The sequence below is a fragment of the Pseudonocardia sp. Ae717_Ps2 genome, assembly GCF_001932475.1.
Lineage (GTDB): Bacteria > Actinomycetota > Actinomycetes > Mycobacteriales > Pseudonocardiaceae > Pseudonocardia.
This window is the reverse complement of the sequence record NZ_MCIS01000007.1, coordinates 121,275-141,956: the sequence shown is the minus strand read 5'-3', so window position 1 is coordinate 141,956 and position 20,682 is coordinate 121,275. Positions and strand designations below refer to the sequence as shown.

The following is a 20,682-nucleotide window of genomic DNA, read 5'->3' as shown; positions in this document are numbered from 1 at the left end:
TCCGCCGCCGCTCCCGCCGGGTGGTGGGGCGGGATCCTGAGCAGGCAGGTACCAGCTGGAAACGGGAAGCCCGGTCATCGGATGATGTCCCGGTAGCCGACCGAGACGGCCTCGTCACTGCCCGGCCAGGTCGCCGGGGCGACCCAGGCGCGCGGGCCGGAGGCGACCAGCCACTGGTCACCGACGCGGCGCATCGGTAGGCAGTTGCCCAGCCCGCCGGTGGCCACGCGGCCCTTGTAGTCGGTGACGAGCTCACCGAGCACACACGTCACGACATAGCTGCCGTCGTCGGTGCTGCCCTTGACCAGGGCCGAGGTGGGAGTCCAGGTCACGGTCGCCCGTGTCGGGCCGGTGCGGGGCATGTTCGCCGCGCGCCGGAACGCGACCAGGTCCTGCGATGCCGGGGTCTGGGCCGCGGGTGCGGCACCCGGCTCGGCCATGGAGTCGTAGGCCTGTGCCCAGACCTGGGGGTCCGCGCCGGTGAACCCGACGCGGGTCAGCTCGACCGCCTGGGCGATCGCGCCCTGCTCGGTGTCGGGGAACCCGGTAGGCACCAGCACGCCGCTGGCCTGCTCGGGCTGAGGCAGGGTGATCGGAGGGCCGGCGCTGCGTGTCGAGAGCGTGTGTGGCAGCGCGGCCTGGCCGGGCACCTCGAGCATCGGCGCGTGTGCCAGCGCAGCCTCAGCCTCCGGGCCGTTCCCTCCACCAGCACCGCCGCCGTCCGCGCCCGGGCCGGTCGCGGCAGGCGGCCCCTGGTAGGTGGAACTGGGCTCGTCAGCGCTGAACATGCTGGACAGCGACACGACCACGCCGACCAACAAGGCCAGCACCAGCAGTGCGGCGCCGGCGAGGATCAGCAGCGCGCGACGTCGACTCCCGCCGGCGGCGCTCCGTTCGGTGTTCATCAGGCGGGCCATCACGCGGCGGAGGCGGCGAACTGGGAGACCAGGGTGTAGCCGAGCCCGAACAACACGGCCAGGGCGAGGCTGCCGACGATCATGCGGGCGCCGAGGCGCCCGGAGCCGTGGTGGTCCCAGAGCCGTCCGGCCGTGGCGGCGACGATGCCGCCGAAGAACAGGCCGAGGATGCAGATCCCGGCGATCCAGCGCACGTAGCTCACGACGTTCTCGATCGCACCGGCACCGGGCGGCGCCTGCGGTCCCGGGTTCGGGATCTCTTGCGCAGGCAGCACGTGAACCTGAGCGAGTGAGTCGGCGAGCAGGTGGGGGACAGACATGGGGTGCCTCCGCAGGCAGTGGGGGGCTAGTCGGTGTTGGGGTTGGGTCTGGTCAGCGGCGTCGTGGGGAGGTGACCAGGCCCCATGAGGCGAGCAGGGGTCGTAGGGCGTCGACGGCGCGGTCGGGGCTGGGGTCGTCGGTGACTCCGGCGATCTCCCAGCTGCGTTCGTGGGGGACGAACAGCGCCTCGTCGATCAGCGCCGCGACCCGCGGCCCGGCCGCACCCGCGACGCCGGCCGGCCACTTGCGGGCGCCGTTGACCACCAGCTGGTAGATCGGGGTGGCGACGCCGCGCTGCACCCAGGGTTCGAGGCGGGCGAGGAGCTGTTCGGCCTGGCGTAGCGACGGCCGGGTGGCGCGGACGACGAGGATCGGGCGCTGCGAGGGCAGGCCGCGGCGTAGCCAGCCTCCGGCGCCGTAGATCGGGGTGGCGGCGGCGCGCCAGCCGCCGTGGCCGAGGTCGACCACAGTGGTGTGCAGCGGGTCCGGTGCGGGGTCGGGGAGCCAGTCCGGGGGGATGGGCACCATCCCGGGGGTGATCGTCGGGAGCTGGGTTTCCAGGCGGGCGAGCAGGGCGTCGTCGCGCCAGCTGTAGCGGACCGATACGTGCTCGTTGACCGGCCGGAGCCAGGGGCCTTCCTGCGAGGACGCGCAGGCCAGGCCGGAGCGGGCGGGGTCGTCGGCGTCGACGAGCAGCGCGCACCGCTGATCGGCCTGCAGCGCGTCGGTGATCGCGGCCGCCACGCAGGAGGCGCCGGACCCGGCGGATCCGGCGAGTACCGGCACAAGGGCGCCGAACGCGGCCCAGGACACCGGGCGGGTGTCGGGGAACTCGAGCCGAGCCCGTTCCTGTGTCGTCTCGGCCGCAGCGCCGAGCTCCGCTGCCGTGTCAGCAGGGTCGGGGCCGTGCCCGCCCGCGGCGGCCGCGGAGGTGGCATCGACGATGGCCTCGTTGTCGACCGATCCCAGATGAGGGGCGCGCGAGCGCGCCGCGAAACCGAGCCGGTGGTTGAGCTCGAACGGCGTGCGCGGCGCGCGGGCAGGTCCGGCACGGTCCTGCTGTTCGGCGGTGGTCATCGGCTGCCTCCTCGTGGGGCGATCTGGGCAGTTCTCGCATCGGGCGCTGTCGGGGTGGGTGGGGTGGTGATCTGGGAGGCCGAGTCGGCGGCGTCGTAGACCCCGCGCGCGACCGGCCCGAAACGGGGCGAGACCAGCGCGGTGTCATCGCCGCCGGAGACGACACCGACGACCTGGCCCCGGCCGCTGGCAGCGTCGGGGCCGGCCAGCCAGGGGCCGCCGGAGGCGCCCTCGGTCATGTCGCACTCCAGCGCCAGGACTTGCCCAGGCTCGGGAGAGCTCGCGCGGGCGAACGGCTCGACCGCGGCCGGGCCGGTGCAGCCCCGCAGCGACTGCCCGTCATAGGAGCCCAGCGAGGGGTAGCCAAGGGCGGCGACCGGCACGGTGTCGGGCGTCGACCAGCGGATGCCCTGCGCGCCGAGGGTCTGCTCGGGCAGTACCCCGTCACGCGGGAGGAGCGAGACGAAAGCGAAGTCGGTGTCGGCGGCGACGTCTTCGATGGGGGAGTTGGCGTCCTGCCAGGCCGGGGGCACGTAGGCGGTGTCGACCGTCCAGCGGCCGTGGGGTTCCTCGCCGGCGGCGTAGCCGGGGATGAACGTCGCACCGTCGACGCGCCAGCCGCCGTCGAGCCACACACAGTGCGCCGCGGTCGCAAGCAGCCGGCGGGACTGGGAGGCGACGACGGTGGCCGAGCACTGGTGGCGGCCGCCGTCGACGACCAGCACCCCGACCGACGACGCCGAGAGCCCGCCGACGATCGGGCCGGCCTGCCCCCGCACCGGCGGCGGGTCCTGGAGCGGGGACCTCGGGTCGGCCGACCCCCACGGCACGACCGACCCGAGCCCCACCACCCGGCCCCCTTGCGGGGCGCCGGAGGACCACAGCACGACCACCAGGGCCACGGTCATCACCGCGGCCACTGACACCGTGCTCCACCTGCGGATAGTCATGGCGGCCTACGACAGGCCGATCTGGCGGGAGCACGAGGGCCAGGCGTTCCAGCCCTGCTCGGCCTGCACCTTCTCGGCTACCGCGATCTGCTCCTCGCGGCTGGCCTGGTGGGCGTCGCCCTGACCGCCGAAGGCCTGCCAGGTGGCGTTCGAGAACTGCAGGCCGCCTTGGTATCCGTTGCCCGTGTTGGTCGACCAGTCGCCGCCGGACTCACACTCGGCGAGCTTGTCCCAGGTCGCGGAGTCGGTCCCCCCTGTCGGTGCGACCGCCGGGTCGCCCTGGGCACCCTCCGGGTCCCGGGGCTGCTCACCCTCGCCATCGCCGGCGGGTGCCGGGCCGTCCTGGGCCTCGGGCTGCTCACCGCCGCCCTGATCCGACGGCTGCTCGCCGCCGGTTCCGGAGCTGTCCTGGTCGGCGTCGGCGCTGCCTGAGCCCGGCTGCCCACCCGTGTTCTCCGAATCGGCGCCTGCGCTGGAGCTGTCGGTCGACTCCGAGCTGTCAGGAGCGGCCGAGCTACCGGAGCTGTCGGAGGTATCAGCGCCGTCGGTGGTGCTGGAGTCGCTGCTGGTCGGCGAGTCCTGCTGGTCACCGGCGCCGCTGAGGTCGGCGTCGTTGAGCTTGTCGAGGAGCTGCTCGGCGACCGGGTCGGTGTCGGCGGCCTGTTCGGCCTGCTCGGTCAGCTTCTGGACCGTGGAGTCGATGTTGGCCGCGGGCTGCACGGAACCCGACGACGAGTCGGCGTCGCTACTGGCCTGCTCGGCGCCCGACCCCGAACCACCACCGGTGGCCGAGCTGTCCGTACCCGAGCTGTCGGAGCCACCGCCGCTGGTGGCGCCACCGCCACGGCTGATCGGGCTCCCCGGCTCAGCACTCGCCGAGCCGGTACCCGACTCGCTGCCTGCACCGGTGCTGTTCTCGCCCGGATCGTCGGCAGCACCGGACGAGGACGAACCGGATTCGGAGTCCGAGTCCGTGCTCGGCGTGCTCGAAGAGTCGGTGTCGGAGGACCCGCCGAAGTCCGTGCTGGGCTGCTCGGCTGCCGTCGAATCATCGGAACCCGCGGAACCCGAATCCGAGCTGTCGCTGCCGGAGGAGCTGCTGTCGCTGCTCGACGACGAGCTGCTGTCGGACGTGTCGGTGCTGGAGGACCCGGTGTCAGAACTACCGGTGTCGGTGCTGCCTGTGTCGGAGGTGCGGAGTTCGTCGAGCTTGTCCAGGTCGGCGGAGTCGGCGCCGAGCTTCTCCAGCTGTTCGCGGTCGAGGACCTGCAGGACCGAGCTCTTCAAGTCGTCTGCGCCGGTGTCGGGGCTGGCGCCGAGGGCTTGCATGAGCTCGCCGACCATCTCGATCGCTGCTTGGGCCTTGTCCAGGTCCTCGGCCGATCCGCTCCCGGTACTGCCCGAGCTCGACGACTCACCCGAGCCCGACCCGGCATCGGAAGATTCCGAGCTGGTGCTGCTGCTGTCAGTGCTGTCTGCGGTCGGGCTGCTGCCGGAGGAGGTGGGCTCGTCGCTGCTCGTGTCACTGCTGGCGTCGTCGCCCGGGTCGGTGCTGTCGCCGCCGTCGGCCCCGGTGTCGTCATCCTCGGTGGGGCTCGATCCGGAGTCAGTGAGCTCGTCGGTGCCGCCAGAGGGCGGCTCGCTGCTGGTGGAGCCGTCATCTGGCTGTTCGGCGGCCTCGGGCTCGTCTGGCTCGTCGCTGTCCTGCGCCGGCGCCGCAGGCGCCGCCGGTGCTGGGGGAGCGGCGGCGGGTGCCGGGGCGGGCCGGCGTGGTGCCGGGGCTGCGGCGGGGCTCTGCGCTGCGGGTGCGGCGGTGGCCTCGGCCTGGTCCACACACGTCTTCGGTAGAGCCGGTTCGGCCTGGCGTTTCGGGTTCGACGCGGCCGGACGCCCGGACGACGAGCTGTCCGCCGCAGGTGGCGGTGCGGCCGCGTCGGCGACCGCGTCCCCGGCCGACTCGACCGCGCCCACCGCGCTGTCCGCAGCGCCACCGAGGGACTGCCCGATCCCCCCGAGCGGCCCCGGGTCCGACGGCGGGGGCTCCTTGGGAAGCAGGTCGGCCGGGGTCGGGCCAAGCCCGGCCTTCGCCAGCCGCGCGGCGACCTCGCGGATCTGGGGGTCGGTGCTGGCGAGCTGGTTGAGCTGATCAGAGGTGTCGACGGCCTTCTGCCGCCACCCGGCGGGCTGGGTGGCGGGGGTGAACCCGAGCCCGGCGATCTCGCGGGCCAGGGCCTGGGCGCCCGGGTCGGTGGAGACGGTGAGGTCGGTGAGCAGGGCGCGGGTCTGGGTGCGGGTCTCGCGGGCCGCGGCGAGCTGGCGGACGACCTTGCCCTGGTTGCAGGACTCGACCACGAGGCCGAGCTGCGCCGGGAGCGGGGACAGGGTGAACGCCGTCCCGCCCAGCAGGGCGCCCGCGGTCAGGACCGCGACCGCAGAGCGGCGGGCAACCGGGCCCCTTGAGGACTGCGGAAGATGATCGGCCCAGGCCGGGCGGGGCTTACGCGAGAAACGCATGGTCAGGTCCTTCGACGTGTGATCGGGGGCTGTCGCAGCCGGTCGGGAGACGGGTCAGGAATCGCCACGCGACTCACCACCGGAGCCGCCGTCGCCGCTGTCCTTGGCGCTGTCGTTGCGGCTGCCGGAACCCGAGCCCGAGTCCGATTCGGAGCTCGAGTCCGAGTCCGAGCTGGAGTCGCCGGTGTCGCCGGTGGAGGTCTCGGCGCCGGCGCTCACTTCGCCGCTGGTCTCGCCGCCCTCGGCGGCGTACTGGCGGACCCAGTCGACGTGCATCTCCGCGCCGCCGGCGAGGTCGCCGCCGAAGTTGTCGAGCTGGATGGTCAGGTGCATCGGGCCGGGCGGGTTGTGCGAGGGATCGGTGTCTTCGAACCACGGCTCGCCGTTGACCAGGTAGGTGATCTTGTCGGGGGTCCACTCGACGGCGAAGGCGTTCCACTCGGTGGCATCGACCTGGGTGGTGCCCTCGGTCTGGGAGTTGTCCGCGCCGTAGTGCAGGAACCCGCCGACCTCCTGACGGGAGGGGTCGGAGATCTCCATGAAGTCGACCTCGCCGCCCTCAGGCCAGTCCTCGGCGGTGGGCCAGAGCAGGAACAAGGTGTGCAAGTCAGAGGCGCCGGGTGGGGACTGGGCGCAGCCCTCCCACCGGCCGAACTGCTGGGAGTTGGCCGACCAGGCCATGCCGCCGGCGTCGCCGTTCTCCGACCCGGTGATGGTCAGGATCCCGTCGGCGACGCTGATCGCGTCCGGGGTGCGGGTGCCGTTGCCGCCGTGGCCGGGGCCGTCGTACATGTTCCAGTCCCCGGACACCTCGGAGCCGTCGAAGTCGTCCTCGACCTGCGGCGATCCCCACCCGAGCTTGTCCGCCGCGGTGGTCGCGCACTTGCTCCCGGAACCACCGGAACCACCGGAACCACCGGCACCCGAACCCGCACCGTTCCCTGCACCGTCACCGGAGCCGGAGCCGGAGCCGGAGCCGGAGCCCGAGCCCGAGCCCGAGCCGTTCCCGCTCCCCGAACCGGTCCCTGAGCCGTTGCCCGAGCCCGAGCCGGTGTCGTTGCCGGATCCACCGGAACCGGCGTCGCCGGTGTTCGAGCCGCCGTCGTAGCACTCGTCGGGGACGAACCCGGACTGGTCGGCGCCGATGTCGATCAGGTCCTGGCGCAGCTTTTCCGCCTTCGGCGAGGTGTCGCCGGACAGCTCGGCGAGCACGTGGACCACGGTGATCCGGAAGCCGCAGTCGACCCCGTCTTGCGGCGCAGCGGCAGGGCTCAGCCCGGACGCGGCCAGCGAGGTCGTCAGCGCCAGCGCGGCACCGACCAGCAGGTTCGAGCTCATCAGCCGCGGAACCCGTGCGCAGCCAGCCCGGTCGTGCGGCGGCCCTGGAAGCCCTCGGCGACGGTCGCGGCCAGGTTCAGCGCCGCGTCGCGGGCGGCGGGGGACAGGGCGTCGAGGTCGACGATGCCGCCGGTGGACAGGTGTGGGTCGGCGGGCAGCTCGACCACCGCGCGGCAGCGGGCCCGGAAGTGCTCGCAGATGACCGACTCGTCGACGTAGGGCGAGGACCGGTCACACGAGAGCACCACTACCGCGTCCTGGGCGAGCTGCCGGTAGGGGAACAGGCCCTGGGAGTCCTGGTGGGTGGCGAGCCATTGCAGGGTGCGCGAGGCCCGCGAGGCCCCGTCCTGGGTTGGTGCGCCGACGATGACCAGGGAGTCGGCGTGGCGCAGGCTGCCCTGCATCGCCGAGTGCACGACCCCGGTGCCGGAGTCGGTCAGCAGGGCTTCGTAGTAGCGGGACAGGGTGCGCAGGACGGCTTCGTAGTCGTCGGCGGAGAACATCTCCGACAGCTCGGGTTCCTGCTCGCTGGTGAGGACCTGCAGGCGTCCGGCGAGGTGGGTGTAGCCCGAGAGTTGGGTCGACGAGCGGATCTGGTCGAGGTTGTCGAGCAGGTCGCGCACGGTGGTCTTCGAGGCCTGCTCCTCGCCGACCAGGCGGTCGCCGAGAGTCCCCGCATCCGGGTTGGCGTCCATCGCAATCACTCGGTCGCCGCGGTACTCGGCCAGGGCGAGGCCGAGCAGCGCGGTCACGGTGGTCTTGCCGACGCCGCCCTTGATGCTGGACACGACCACGCTGTGCGGGCCGGGCAGCGGGGTCCGGATTTTGCCCAGCTGCTCACGCAGCCGCTCCTCGGCATCGGACAGGCCGGGGTTCCAGCGCCCGCCCGACAGGGCGTAGACCGCGGCCCGCCAGCCCTGCTTCGGCGGGGACTTGCGGACCCGCACGGCGTTGGAGAACACGCCGCTCTCGTCGTCCCACGGCGGCCGGAACTCCTGCGCCGAGGGTGCTGCGGACTCGGCGGGCGCGGCAGGCGTGGCGGGCGCGGATTCCGGAGCCGGTGCCGGTCCGAGTGGGGGAGCCGTGACCGGCGGTGCGGACGAGCGTTGCTGGGGTGCCGGTTCGGGCGCAGTCGCCGGGGTAGGGCGAGAGTCCGGCTCGACCGGCCTGTGGCTCGCAGCGGAGGTCTGGCCCGATGAGGGAGCGGGTCCGGCGGCCCAGGCGGTGCTGGCGTTGTCGTTGAGCCAGGACGGCTTCGACTCGTCGGGCCGGACGTGATTGGTCGACATGAGCGGACTTCCTCTGGTGGGGGTCAGGAGGACTGGTCGGCGACCAGGTGCGGGTCGACGACCAGCCGGCCGTCATCGGGGTCACGGGTGATCGGCACCGTCATCCGCAGCCAGTTCGCCTCGACCGCGACCCAACCGGAATCGGACTCCGACGGCGCACAGGACGGGCCGACCACCCCGGCCGGCTCGCTCTCGGCGGCAGCGCGGCGTTCGGGCCGCTCGGGGGGCGGGCAGGCGCGCGCGTAGGTCGTCGCGCGCACGACGACCTCGACGAACACGACCGTCTCGGCGGACCGGTAGATCCGGCCAGGCAACGGTGAGTCGGCGCGCTGCCTGCCCGCGCCCGACCATCCCCAGGTGCAGGCCTGGGGATCGGCGAGCAGAGACCGCAACACCTCTGCCCGACGGGTGGGGCGGTCCTCGTCGAAGGACTGGAAGTCCGCGGCGAACCGTCCGGCGAACGCCGCCGCCTCGTGGTCGGAGATGGGCTCCAACGACCGCACCGAGCGGGAGAAGGACTGCTCGGACGGCCCGTACCGGGCCAGCATCGTCCGGCGGGGGGCGGAGCGGTGATCGCTGCTGGGGCGGGGATCGGCCCGAGGCTGCGCCGGCGGGATCGGCAGCTCAGCGTCCAGCCGGATCTGAGGAGCGGCCAAGACTGAGGCTGCTTCGTCGGACTGGGACACCGGGGAGCAGCTGCGTCCGGTCTGCCCGCTGATCTCGGCGGGTGTAGGGGTGCTCTGCGGCGCGGCATCGATCCTCGCCGAGTTCGATGCCGCGGAGGTCTCGGAGCCGGCCCCGGATGCGACGGCGGTTGCCGCTGCTGTGGGAAAGGCACTGCCGCGACGCGAGGAACGGGCGGCCGGGGTCGGGGGAGTGCGGTCGATGTCGGCGCGGGTGGCTCGGGGCCGGATCGCCGAGTCCACGGTGGCCGCGGGAACTTCGGTGCTAGGCACCGGCGCGCCCTGCTCGAGCCCGGGTGCTGTGCGCCATCGGGGCGCCTGCCTCGTCTTGGCCTTGGGCATTGCTACCGGCCCGTCCCTCGGTCGAGGGCGGTGTGCGGTGCAGCCGCTGCCTTCAAGTCGGGCACGGCACACTCCCTTCTCGTAGTAGTACTAGCGCCGGTCCACTACTCCTAGTAGGAATCGACGGGTGCAACTATCCTGTTGCGATTTTTCGGTGTCAATGGGTTCTGACCAGGTCGAGCGCGGTCACATCGGTCTCGATGTGCGGCGCTGGCCCGGTAGCGGGAGAGGGAGGGCGGTATGAACCGCGACCTCGACTTTCTCCTACTGGTTGACCCGGCTACCGTCGCTCCGTTGCGTCAGCAGGAGGGCGACCGTCGTGGTCGTCGGTCTGGGAGGAGGGGGCGCGTGCCGGACGAGCGATCCAGTGGTGCCGCGCGGACGCTCGGAGACCGGCTCAATCGCCTCGTCGCGACGGTGCATCCCCCGGAGCGCGGTCCCTATACCGACGAGGAAGTCGTCGACGGGATCCGCTCGGTGGGCGGGCCGAGTCTGTCGGCGCAGTACTTCAACCACCTCCGCCACGGACGGCGGGACAACCCCACGAAGGCCGCGGTGGAGGGGATCGCCCGCTTCTTCCGGGTGCCGGTCGGCTACCTGTTCGCCGATGAGTTCAGCGAGACCGACGACGCCGACCGTCACATCCTGACCGTGGTCCGGCGGGCGAACCTCGAAGACCTCGTCGAGCTGCTCGGTGAACTGCCCCGAGAGACCAAGGACTCGGTCGTGCGCATCGTCGAAGACCTGCACCGGATGCACAGCTCCGGGCATCGACCCCGCCGGGGCTAGGACGTATCCGAGTGCACCTGTGCCTCCAGGGTCAGATGGATGGCCAGGGTGGAGCGGCACAGCCGAGCGACGGTCGCCAGATAGTCGCCGACCGCACCGCTGACCTCGTCGACCTGGTCCGGGGCCAGCTCGGGGCCAGGGTGGCGGCGGAGTACGGCCATCGCCTCGACCGCAGTCGTCGCGACGTCGGCGAGGTCGGCGTCGAGTGCGGTCAGCAGCGACGCCGTCGGTGAGGCAAGCAGGGCGGTGACCTGCTCGCGTGTCTGAGCCAGCTCGGAGTGGTGGCGAGCCTGTTCGCGATGGAGCAGCAGGCTCACCGGGTCGACGACGGGCGCCGTTTCGCTCCGGTCGTCCCGGGCGGCCGGCGTGCCCGTGGGCTCGTCCACAGCACCCTCCCCTGCGGTTGGGCGCTGCCCCGGCCGGGCGGGCTCGGGCACGCCGGACGTCGCGGTGGTCGGTGCGGCGGTCATCGGACGGAGCCTCTGCGCGATCTGCCTGGTCCAGGGTCACAGCGAGTCACAGCGACACCCCTCTCGACTCTCAGCACCCGATCGGAGCTGTACTCGATCGGCCGAACAGTCCGAAACGTAAACTCATATAGAACGCCCGTCAAGTCGGGTCGCTCGGCGCGCTTCCTGCGGGATCGGCGGGGGGCGGCGAGCGCTCGCCGATCGCTCTGCTGGAGGCTGGAGGTGGGCGTCAGGCAGAAGTGGGCCGCGTGAACTGCGCGGATAGGTCATGACTGGCCGTGTGGCGGGTCCTGTTGCGCTCGGTTCGGCGTGGCGCGGTGGGTCTTGGTAGTTGTACCGTCACCGGCTAGCCTCTACCCACGTAGAAAGGGGGAGCGAGTTGACTGCATCGACTGCGTCACTGGTTGTCGGCTGCCGATCTCGCGCCGGACATGACTGATAGTGACCACCCGGCCGGTGCCGGGGCCGAGGCCGTGGGCTCGTCGGCGACCCTCGCGGACAAGCTGGAGCAGCTGTTCGTCAACGTCAACGACCCGACGACCGGCAAGCCCTACAGCAACCCGGGGGCGGCCGCGGCGATCGAGCGCATGGTCGGCGAGCTACCCGAGGATCAGCGCGCCGGGCGGGTCATCTCGCACCAGTACATCTGGCAGCTGCGTAAGGGCGTCAAGAACAACCCCACGATGAAGCACCTCGAGTCGCTCGGGGCTCTGTTCGGGGTGGGTGCCGACTACTTCCTCAGCGAGACGAAGTACCGCGAGATCACCAGCGAGCTCGCCACGCTCAAGAACCTGCAGGACTCCGGCGCCGCACAGCTGGCCTACCGCGCCCGCGACCTGTCGCCGGCCGGGCTCGCCGCCGTCGAGGCCGCCCTGGAACACGCGCGCTCGCTGGAGGGCCTGCGCCCGGGCGGCGAGGACCCCACCGGCGACACCAAGAAGAAGCGGACCTTCTGACCAGCGCCGCCACATCCCGGGCGGCGACGACCGGCGGGTAATGACCACGGGCCTCGGAGTCCTCCGAGCCCGGTTTACGCTGCGGCCGTTCGTGATCATTCTCGGATCCACGGCGCGCCAGACGGGCACCATGCAACGAGGGAGGACCGCGATGGACGGGGCGGCCGTCGCGTCCGGGCAGCAGCCCGGACTGACGTTCACGGCACCACAGCAGTTGTTCGCCGACCAGGAGCGGGAAGCCCGTTGGCGAGCGCGGGTCAACGGGCTGGCCATGGGGCTACCCCGGTCCGCGGGACGCCGGCCTGAGCGCAGCGTGCTGGGCAGCAACCGCTCCGGTACCCACGAGCTGTGGCTGTGGGACCGCACCGAGGACACCTTCCGCCAGGCCACCTCGCGCGACTCGGGCACCGAGCACGGTGAGCTCTCCGCCGACGGCGAGTGGCTGTGGTGGTTCTCCGACACCGGCGGCAACGAGTTCGGCCGCTGGGTCCGCCAGCCCTTCGTCGGCGGCGAGGCGCAGGACGTCGCCCCGGAGGCCGGCGACGGGATCGCCAGCGGACTCGCCCTCGGCCAGGGACCGCACGGGCCGGTCGCCGTGTTCGCCCTCGCCGTCCGGGAGGGCATCGCGGTCTGGCGCCAGTTCGACGGACAGCCGGCCGAGGCGATCTACCGCCACGACCAGGACGGCATGTCCGGTCCGCTCTCGACCGACGCCACCCGCGTCGCGATCCGCCACTCCGAGCACGGCGACGCCAGCACCCCGGGAATCCGGGTGCTCGACGTCACCACCGGGGACTCGTTGGCCGAGATGCGCGACGACGGCAAGCTGCTGTGCCCGCTTGGCTTCGCCCCCGCCCCGGGCGATCCACGGCTTCTGGTGCGCCACGAACGTCACGGCCGCGATGAGCTGCTGCTGTGGGACACCGACACCGGCGAGCAGCGCGAGATCACCATCGCTCTGCCTGGTCAGCTCGACGCGATCTGGCTCGATGCCGACCACCTGGCCGTGCGCCACGCCCACCACGGCCGGGCCACCCTGCACCGGTGCCGTCTCGACGGCAGCGACCTGACCCAGATCGGCCCCGACGAGGGGTGCGTCCTCAGCGTCGCCCGACGACCCGACGGCGCCCTGGAGTACTCCTGGACCTCGTCCCAGACCGCCACACGGGTCTATCGCTGGAGCCTCGACCAGGGCGCCACGCTGATGTTCCCCGACGACGAGCAGGCTCCACCGGACGGCGCGCCGGCCTCGGTCGAGTGGGTCGAGGGCCCCGGCGGGCCGATCCCCGTGCTCGTCGTGCGCCCCACCACGGCCCCCGCCGGGCCGGGCCGGACGCTGTTCTGGCTCCATCCCGGCCCCGACCTCGACGATGCCGACGTCTACTCGCCACGGCTCGCGGTCTGGGCCGACGCCGGCTGGACCGTGATCTCCACGAACTACCGCGGATCGACCGGCTACGGCGCCGTCTGGCGCCAGGCGATCGTCGGGCGCCCCGGGCTCACCGAGCTCGAAGACCTCGCCGCAGTGCACGACTGGGCGATCGCCGAGGGCATCGCCGACCCGGACGCGTGCATGCTCGCCGGATCGTCCTGGGGCGGCTACCTGACCCTGCTGGCAGCAGGGCTGCAGCCCGAACGTTGGCGCGGCGGGATCGGCGTCGTCCCGGTCACCGACCACGCGATGAGCTACGAGCTGGGCCAGGAACCGCTGCGCGCCATGGCGAGGGCACTGTTCGGCGGGGCCCCCGACGAGGTGCCCGACCGCTACACCGCGGCGTCCCCGCTGGCCGTGGCCGACCACGTCCGGGTCCCGATCGCGATCATCGCCGGGCAGAACGACACCCGGATCCCGATCCAGCAGGTCGACGCCTACGCCGAGAAGCTCGCCGCGCTCGGTCGCCCGCCTGCGGTGTTCCGCTTCGGGGGCGGCCACGGCAGCCAGGTCAGCGGCACCCTCGAGGACTTCCTGCAGATCTCGGTCGCCTTCGCCGAGGCCGTGATGCACGAGCAGCCGGGAGCCCCGACGCCGGTCCACGGCCGACAGCCGGCCTGATCGGGTTCGCGCGGCGAGGAGGAGCCCGATGAGTGCAGTGCCCACCGAGCAGGAACCGTCCGCGGAGAGCCGTCGCCGCCTGGTGATGCTGGGCCTGCCCGGCCCGGCACTGACCTACGTGGTGACCGTCGAGGTGGTGGCCCTGGCTGCAGTGGCGACCGCACCCGCGGCCGCGACCCGGACACAGCTCGGGCTCGCCGCGCTGCTGGTGCTGGCCTGCCTGATCCAGCACGAGGCCGCGCTGTCGGCCGAGCGCGGCTATCGCCGCGCGACCATCAAGCGAGAGAAGAGCAACGACACCGGGCACCTGGTCACCAACTCGATCTACACCTTTGCGGCGGCGCTGCTGTTCCCGCCCTGGCTGATGGCCGCCACCGTCGCGGTGATCTACGGCTACCGGATCCTGCGGATCGATCGGCCCCGGATGCCGCGCGAGCGTGGCCCGGTCTACCGCACGACCTTCACCGCCACCACCGTCGTGCTGGCCGGGATCGCTGCTCACTACACCGCCCGCGGGCTCGGCCTGGACCTCGCCGACGGAGCTCCCACCCTCGTGCCCGTCGTCGCCGCGCTGGTCACCATCGCGGCCTACACCGTCGTGCAGGCAGGCCTCATCGCCGGCATGGTGCTGCTCGCCGCCGGGCGCCTCGCCGCCCGCGACATGATCACTGATGTCCGCCAGCACGGCTTCGAACTCTCCCAGCTCAGCATCGGCGCGACCGTGGCGTTCCTGCTCGCCTCCCCTTCACCCTGGCTGGCGCTGCTGCTGGTGCCGACGCTGTGGCTGCTCATGCGCAGCGTCCTCGTCTCCGACGTCGGCATGGCCGACCGCGACGCCGGACTGCTCAGCCCCGGCGCCTGGCACCGCGCGGCCACCGCCGAGCTGCAGCGCGCACGGCGGCGCAGCACCGGGCTCGGGGTACTGGCCGTCGACCTCGACGGGTTCCGGCGGATCAACGACGCCTGGGGCGTTCGTGCGGGCGACCGGGTCCTCGACGAGGTCGCCCGGGTCCTGCCCACCGCTGTCCGTGACGGCGACGTCCTGGGCCGCATGCACGGCGAGGAGTTCGTCGTCGCCGCACCCGCCGCTGATGGCGCCGACCTCGCTGCCCTCGCCGAGCGCGTCCTCGCCACCATCGCTGCGATCGACCTCGCCGCGATCCTGTCGCTCGAACGCGAGGACGCCCCCGAGCTGACCGCCTGCATCGGCGCCGCCGGATGGCCGGACAACGGCGACAGCATCGACGTGCTGCTCACCCGCGCCGACGACCAGCTCCATGAAGCAAAGCTCAGCGGCACCGGCGTCGTCAGCGTCGCAACGACTACAGCGACTAGCGAGGCAGCCGCAGTCGTCGCGCGCCGGACCGGAGCGTCGCCCTGACGGACCAGCGGTCGGCGACGCCGAGTAACGCGAAGAGGTAGCGCCACCTGATCGGTTCACTACTGGTTGAGGTCACGAAGTACTCGATCTACTGTGACTCCTCCGAGGGACTGGAGGGGGCAGGCCGGGGTGCGGGGACGCAAGAGCAGCGGCATCGAGACCGAGCCGGAGAGCTGGACCGCCCTGGTCGAGCGGGCCCGCCAGAACCTCGCCCGCGAAGGCCTGGAGCCCTGCCCGGACGACGATGTCGATCTGGAAGCGTTCGCGGCCCGCCTCGGGCAGGCCCGCGGACTGACGATCCGGATGCTCGCCGTCGAGCTGGGTGCGGCCGCGCGCGAGCTGTGCGGGCTCTGCGTGCGCCCGTACCCGCAGGTCGCGGTCGTCTACTACGCCCACGCCGCCAGCGAGCTCTCTCGCCGGCACAACATCGCCCACGAGCTGGGGCACCTGTTCTACGACCACACCGCCCAGGCCCCGCAGCATCGGCCCAGCCTCACCCGGGCCCTGACCAACTCCCAGGACCGGATCACCGCCTGGATGGGAAGCGACCCCTCCTACACCGCCCACGACGAGGCCGAGGCAGACGCACTCGGGGCGGCGCTGCTCGGATACGGGCCCAGCCGGCGCGCCCACCGCTGGGTCGCCTCGGCCGAGGTTCGGGCCGCGGCGGCACGGTTCGAAGCCGCGTTCACGTGACCGGTGGCGCCGCACTGCACCTGGTCCTGAGCCTCACCGCCGCGGCGACGCTGCTGGTCGCGGCCCTGCTCGGGGCCCGTCGATGCGGACAGCCCGCGGTGGGCATCACCGTCGCGGCCGGCTGTGCCGGCGTTGCAGCGCTGCTGAGCTCGGTCCCCGCCCTCTACCCGACGGACCCGGTGAGTGTGACGGCCGGGCTCGTCGTCGCGGTCGGCTTGGCCGGAACCGGCCTGTTCACCACCGCGGCCGCGCTGTCGCGACGCTTGCGCGCCATGTCCCCCCTGGCGGTCGGCGGCACCGTACTGATCGTGCAGGTCCTGCTCGTCGTCGACGGCGCGCTCGCACCGGTTACTCGGCCGGCCGCCGGGCACCACCCGCAGCTGCTGCTGCTGGTGCTGCTGACCGCGCTCTGGCCGCTGGTCGGGGCCGGGGTGCTGGTCGCGATCGGGCGGCAGGTGCTGCGCTACATCGGCAGCCGCCCGATGAGGGCGGTGCTGCGCACCGCGGCTCTGCTACTGGGCCTGCTCACGGTGGCTCTGATCGGCCTGGCTGCCCTGCAGCTCACCCCGGCTGCGTTTCCCGGTCGTGCTCACCTGGTCATGATCGGCGACATCGTGGTGTTCGCCTGCGCCAGTCTGCTCGGGCTCTGCCTGATCGGGACCCGGTCGCGCCGGCGGCTGCGGCCGTGGGTCGAGTCGATGACCGCAGCGTTGCTGTTCTGGCGCCTGCGTCGGCTCGAGGAGCTACTCGTCGGCGCGATGCCGCGCTGGCAGCGCGGTGAGGCGATCGCTCGGCCCAGCCTGTGGCATGAGCAACCGGCCAACGCCCTCTACGCCCGCATGGTCGTCATCTGGGACACCACACGAGCGCTGCTCAGCACGGTCCCGCCCGAGGTTGTGGCCGAGGCGGTCGACCACGCCCACCGACACGGCTCTACTACCTCGACTGCGGGTCGGGCCGCGCTGGCCGAAGCGACCTGGCTGGGCTGGGCCCTACGCGATCCGCATGCGAGCGCCCCGGTGTCCTTCCAGGTCCTTGACCAGGAACAGCCACCCGGCGCCGGTGAGCTGTTCGCCGAGGCACGCTTCCAGCTCCGGATCTCCGGCCTGCTCCATCGCCGCCGCGCACCCTCCCGGCAGGTCCTGCGACAGCTCGATCACGCCGCCGAGTCACCCGGCCCGGCCTGACCGGGTACCGCACTGCCTAGCAGAATCGGCAGCGAGGGTGACGTCGTCAGCCCCGTTCGCGGGCCTCGTAGCGGAACAACGTACTCAGCTGCGGCACCGTGCGACGCACATCGCCGGGCGCTGCCGCGGGCATCGCCTGGAGTCGCTCGGTCGCCTGGTGAAGGTCGTCGTCGGTGTGCAGGCCACCCGAGCGGGCCAGGTCGGCCAACGTGGCGATGGCCGGATCCCCAGAAGGACTGAGGTGGGCGACGCGCCACAGCAGGGTCCGCACCGCGCCTCGGGCAGCCTCGCAGTCGCCGCCGACCTCTTCCAGATGGGCCACCAGGGCCCATGTCGCCGGCCCGCCGGCTGCGCGGATCGCGAACAACGGCCGCGCGCCCTCCCGGTGCCGGATGGCCGCGGTCCGGCTCTGCGCGGTGCATGCCCATACGGCGAACCCGACCGCGAGCAGCACCAACAGCAGCGACTGCACGGCCCCGGGCACCACGAGCACCACCGCGCCGCAGCCGCCGACGACGCCGATCACCAGTAGCAGGAGCGGGACCCGCCGTGGCGAACGCTGAGGGGTGTGGCCGCCGTCGATGGCGTCGGAGAGCAACGCCCGCAGCAGGGGCGTCGCCAGCAGGGGGTCGGCCACGACCAGCTGGCCGGAGCGGGGCAGGGCCGCGCCCCACCAGCGCACCCCGGCCGCGGCGGTCGGGCCGTCGACCTCGCTGCCACTCGCCGTCACGCTGACCGCCTTCCGGGACCGATGTGCACCGCCAACGCTCCGACGGATCCGTCAGAGGATGACCGATTGAATACAGCACACCGCGCGGGGGACGACCAGACGGATCGTTGTCCTTCACCCGGGTAGGGCAGCAGCCTCACGCAAAGCGATTCGGGTCGAGCGTTGACATGTGGGCGGAGACGGTGAACGCCGCGTACGAGGTGTGGCTGTCCCGGTTCTCTACCTCGCCGGCGGCATGGCGCAGCTCGGCCGCGGGGACTCCGGCTTCCACCGCGAGCGCCACGAAGGTCTGTTCGAGTACCTCGGGGGTGATCGGGCTCGTGATGCCGGCGGCCGCGGCCGCGGTGGTGAGCCGCTGGCCTGCTTCGATCAGGCCGAGCCGCTCGGTGCTCATCGCCGCGGTGAGCAGCGGCCCGGAGGACCGACCGTCCCGGGCGGTCCGGGTCGCAGCCTGGACCGTGCGACACAACGGGATGACCGAGCGGCGCCCCCAGCGGCGGGGAAGCCGGGCGACAGCGATGCCGCGGCTGGTCGTGAAGCTCTCCACGTCGAGGCTCAGGGCCTCCTGCACTCCGATCCCGTTCACCGCGAGCAGCAGGGCCAGGGTGCAGATGGGCTGATCGACGAGCTCGGCGGCATCGACGAGCCACAGCAGTTCGTGCGCGTCCAACGGGCCCGCCCCGGCCGCGTCCGCGAGGATCTCCTGCGCTGCGGCCGGTGAGCCGGACAGGGCCCCGCACGCGGTAGCGAAGTCGAAGAACTCGGTCAGCGCACCGCGAGCCCGGGCCTGGTCCATCGGAGCGTGCCCCACCGCGCCGCTGGCCAAGAACGCGGCCAGGCCGGCCGCGGACAGATCGAGTGGGCTCACGCCCTCATGTGCCGCCCAGCGTTCCAACGACCCGAGGACCCGGCGATAGGTCCGCCGCAGCTCCGGCGAACCGATTGAGGCCGCGAAGCGCGCCGACAACGCCGGGTAGGTCAGCCCTTCGGTCACTGCGCCACCGCCAGGCACCCTCTCGTCGACGGTCCGGTCGGCTCCGACGGTAGACGGCGGGCTTCGGCAGGTGGCGCGGCGGCGGTCGTCCGGCTCAGCTGGAGGAGTGATCGGGCGCCGGGATCCCCAGCGGCGGGGTCCCGTTGCGGACCTGCACCTGGTTTCGTCCTGCCCGCTTCGCGGCGTAGAGCGCCTCGTCGGCGATCGACAACAGGGTGTCAAGCTCGTCGGCCGTCGCCGGGTACAGCGCGGCGCCGATCGAGACGCTGAGCTCCTCGATCACCAGCGTGGGGGCTGCGGAGACCTGCACCTGCAGGGTCTCCACCCGGCGACGGATCCGCTCGCCGACCTCACGGACCGCCGCCTCGCCGCCGTCGTCTCCCGGGCGCACGGGGCTCAGGGCGATCACGAACTCCTCGCCGCCGAAGCGTCCGGCGACGTCGTCGTCGCGGACCTCGCTGGTGATGACGTCGGCGACCGCTTGCAGCACCGCGTCCCCGACGAGGTGCCCGTAGCGGTCGTTGACTTCCTTGAAGTAGTCCAGGTCCAGGATCAACACCCCCGCCGCGGCGCCGTCGCGCTCGGCGCCGGCCAGGCCGCGCTGCGCGCGGGATCGCCAGGTGTCGGGATTGAGCAGGCCGGTCTTCTCGTCGGTCTCGGCGCGTGTCTCGAGCTGCCGGATGAGTGTCGTCTGTTCGAGCAGCACCAGCGGGGGAAGCAACAGCACCAGCAGCACCCAGTGGTCCGGCACGATCACCGCTGCCACCAGCGCACCCAGACTCAGCGTCGCGGTCTCCAGAGCGATGTCGCCGCCGGCCAGGATCACCAAGAACTTGCTTCCCGGCTGCGCGAGCCGGATCACGCTGACCACCAGCAAGGTGTTCGTCGCGGTGTAGGCCAGCAAGCAGGTGACCAGGCACAACACACCGAGCGGGCTGGAGAACTCATCGCCGATCCCGAATAGGTACTGGATGACCGCGACCAGATGCACACCGATGACAACGGTCGAGGTCGAATAGATCTGACGGTGCGGGGGAGTGCCGGCCGGGCGGAAAACCCGAAAATACAGATGCGTGTAGATCAGGACCACGGTCGTGGTCGCAAGAAGCGGCGGAAGGAGCAAGGCCGCGGCGAATGTCCACACCGAGCTGAGGTCGATATAGCGGGTCTCGGCTATCCGCCGCCGCATCCGCTCGGCGCCCAACGAAATCTCAGCATGCAGCCCGGCGATCACGACGATCGCCGCCGCGGTCGCCCACCCCCCGGGCGCGGCGGCGATGCCACCGGCGACCACCAGGCCGGCCGTGACCAGCCCCACAGCCGTGAGTTCGACCGTGAGCAGTAACAGGCGTACCCGGGTCGGGAGATTCCACAGCGACCAACCCCGCAGGAACGACCGGAGACGAGAGTCCCCGACGCCCCTCGGAGCGGAATTCTCAGACAAGACCCTCGAACCTTTGATCGTTTTCGAGCCCCCAGCATAGCCCTGCCGATAGCCACTCGTCGCAGGTCAGTTGTGGGGCGCGGGGTGGGGCGACGGTCCTGGCAATGTCGAACTTCCAGTCAATCAAGATCAACTGACCCGCTGACGTGGCGATGTCCGTCGCTTACCCTGTCGAGCGTACTTACTCAGGAGAGTGAAACCGCCGCAGGGAGTGATCATCTGGCGGTCGCCCCGAGAGTGTTCGGCCGAACTGGACCGTCCGCGAGACGGAGGGGGTGGATGCGGTGCGCAACTGGAACTGGTGACCGGAGGGGCTTGTTAAGCGGCAGCATGACAAAAAACGGAGAACGTAATGCGCAACTGGAACTGGTGACGCCGTGCCGGGCTTTCGACGACAACAAGAGGAGGTGACTGTCGTGCGCAACTGGAACTGGTGAATTCCGACAGCTCAATCGACCAGGCGAACGAGGGGTGCTGCGGTGCGAAACTGGAACTGGTGAAGAAGTCCGCTCTCGATGCGAAACAGAAAGGAGGTCGTCAGTCGTGCGTAA

The 20,682-nt window shown here is 72.0% G+C and carries 18 protein-coding genes; 6 read left to right on the top strand and 12 right to left on the bottom strand.

What is annotated here, in order from left to right; all coding sequences use genetic code 11:
* Positions 1-74: 74 nt before the first annotated feature.
* The 8 genes from Ae717Ps2_RS37615 to Ae717Ps2_RS31385 all read right to left on the bottom strand — a co-directional run bounded on the left by Ae717Ps2_RS37615 (position 75) and on the right by Ae717Ps2_RS31385 (position 9,062).
* Positions 75-905 carry a hypothetical protein gene (locus Ae717Ps2_RS37615; protein WP_158071593.1) on the bottom strand — a complete coding sequence of 277 codons (831 nt, stop codon included), beginning with the start codon at positions 903-905 and terminating at the stop codon, positions 75-77.
* Between the two features lie 11 nt (positions 906-916).
* Entirely contained in the window at positions 917-1,237 is a 321-nt protein-coding gene (locus Ae717Ps2_RS31420) for a hypothetical protein (protein WP_075334631.1), read from the bottom strand.
* Between the two features lie 52 nt (positions 1,238-1,289).
* The gene (locus Ae717Ps2_RS31415) at positions 1,290-2,315 is read right to left on the bottom strand and encodes a hypothetical protein (RefSeq protein WP_075334630.1); all 1,026 of its coding nucleotides are present in this window, start codon (positions 2,313-2,315) and stop codon (positions 1,290-1,292) included.
* A complete protein-coding gene (locus tag Ae717Ps2_RS31410) occupies positions 2,312-3,265 on the bottom strand; it encodes a serine protease (RefSeq protein WP_143510754.1) in 954 nt (317 codons plus the stop codon). The genes Ae717Ps2_RS31415 and Ae717Ps2_RS31410 overlap by 4 nt, the downstream gene beginning before the upstream one ends.
* Positions 3,266-3,271: 6 nt before the next feature.
* A complete protein-coding gene (locus Ae717Ps2_RS40125) occupies positions 3,272-5,779 on the bottom strand; it encodes a transglycosylase family protein (RefSeq protein WP_075334628.1) in 2,508 nt (835 codons plus the stop codon).
* Positions 5,780-5,833: 54 nt separating this feature from the next.
* Positions 5,834-7,117, bottom strand: a complete 1,284-nt coding sequence (locus Ae717Ps2_RS37610) for a glycoside hydrolase family 16 protein (protein ID WP_083702679.1) — start codon at positions 7,115-7,117, stop codon at positions 5,834-5,836.
* Positions 7,117-8,079: a MinD/ParA family protein gene (locus Ae717Ps2_RS31390; RefSeq protein ID WP_233147862.1), complete on the bottom strand. Its 963-nt coding sequence runs from the start codon at positions 8,077-8,079 to the stop codon at positions 7,117-7,119. The genes Ae717Ps2_RS37610 and Ae717Ps2_RS31390 overlap by 1 nt, the downstream gene beginning before the upstream one ends.
* A gap of 350 nt (positions 8,080-8,429) precedes the next feature.
* Complete coding sequence (locus Ae717Ps2_RS31385; protein WP_143510747.1) at positions 8,430-9,062, bottom strand: hypothetical protein; 633 nt, start codon at positions 9,060-9,062, stop codon at positions 8,430-8,432.
* Between the two features lie 609 nt (positions 9,063-9,671).
* Between Ae717Ps2_RS31385 and Ae717Ps2_RS31380 the strand changes: the two genes are divergently transcribed.
* Complete coding sequence (locus tag Ae717Ps2_RS31380; protein WP_143510744.1) at positions 9,672-10,220, top strand: helix-turn-helix domain-containing protein; 549 nt, start codon at positions 9,672-9,674, stop codon at positions 10,218-10,220.
* Here Ae717Ps2_RS31380 and Ae717Ps2_RS36740 read toward each other — a convergent pair.
* The gene (locus tag Ae717Ps2_RS36740; protein WP_143510742.1) at positions 10,217-10,606 is read right to left on the bottom strand and encodes a hypothetical protein; all 390 of its coding nucleotides are present in this window, start codon (positions 10,604-10,606) and stop codon (positions 10,217-10,219) included. The two genes, Ae717Ps2_RS31380 and Ae717Ps2_RS36740, sit on opposite strands and share 4 nt — an antisense overlap.
* Positions 10,607-11,121: 515 nt before the next feature.
* Between Ae717Ps2_RS36740 and Ae717Ps2_RS31370 the strand changes: the two genes are divergently transcribed.
* The 5 genes from Ae717Ps2_RS31370 to Ae717Ps2_RS31350 all read left to right on the top strand — a co-directional run bounded on the left by Ae717Ps2_RS31370 (position 11,122) and on the right by Ae717Ps2_RS31350 (position 16,963).
* Positions 11,122-11,646, top strand: a complete 525-nt coding sequence (locus Ae717Ps2_RS31370) for a helix-turn-helix domain-containing protein (RefSeq protein ID WP_075334624.1) — start codon at positions 11,122-11,124, stop codon at positions 11,644-11,646.
* Between the two features lie 151 nt (positions 11,647-11,797).
* On the top strand, positions 11,798-13,699 hold the full coding sequence (locus Ae717Ps2_RS31365) for a prolyl oligopeptidase family serine peptidase (protein ID WP_075334623.1): 1,902 nt from the start codon (positions 11,798-11,800) through the stop codon (positions 13,697-13,699).
* Between the two features lie 28 nt (positions 13,700-13,727).
* Entirely contained in the window at positions 13,728-15,080 is a 1,353-nt protein-coding gene (locus tag Ae717Ps2_RS31360; RefSeq protein WP_083702676.1) for a diguanylate cyclase, read from the top strand.
* A gap of 129 nt (positions 15,081-15,209) precedes the next feature.
* Positions 15,210-15,776: an ImmA/IrrE family metallo-endopeptidase gene (locus Ae717Ps2_RS31355; protein ID WP_075334621.1), complete on the top strand. Its 567-nt coding sequence runs from the start codon at positions 15,210-15,212 to the stop codon at positions 15,774-15,776.
* Complete coding sequence (locus tag Ae717Ps2_RS31350) at positions 15,773-16,963, top strand: DUF6545 domain-containing protein (protein WP_075334620.1); 1,191 nt, start codon at positions 15,773-15,775, stop codon at positions 16,961-16,963. Before Ae717Ps2_RS31355 ends, Ae717Ps2_RS31350 begins: the two co-directional genes overlap by 4 nt.
* Positions 16,964-17,009: 46 nt before the next feature.
* Here Ae717Ps2_RS31350 and Ae717Ps2_RS31345 read toward each other — a convergent pair whose 3' ends face one another.
* The 3 genes from Ae717Ps2_RS31345 to Ae717Ps2_RS31335 all read right to left on the bottom strand — a co-directional run bounded on the left by Ae717Ps2_RS31345 (position 17,010) and on the right by Ae717Ps2_RS31335 (position 20,005).
* The gene (locus Ae717Ps2_RS31345; RefSeq protein ID WP_075334619.1) at positions 17,010-17,693 is read right to left on the bottom strand and encodes a hypothetical protein; all 684 of its coding nucleotides are present in this window, start codon (positions 17,691-17,693) and stop codon (positions 17,010-17,012) included.
* A 136-nt stretch (positions 17,694-17,829) separates the two neighbouring features.
* Positions 17,830-18,687: a hypothetical protein gene (locus tag Ae717Ps2_RS31340; protein ID WP_075334618.1), complete on the bottom strand. Its 858-nt coding sequence runs from the start codon at positions 18,685-18,687 to the stop codon at positions 17,830-17,832.
* A 94-nt stretch (positions 18,688-18,781) separates the two neighbouring features.
* A complete protein-coding gene (locus tag Ae717Ps2_RS31335; protein ID WP_233147861.1) occupies positions 18,782-20,005 on the bottom strand; it encodes a GGDEF domain-containing protein in 1,224 nt (407 codons plus the stop codon).
* Between the last annotated feature and the right edge of the window lie 677 nt (positions 20,006-20,682).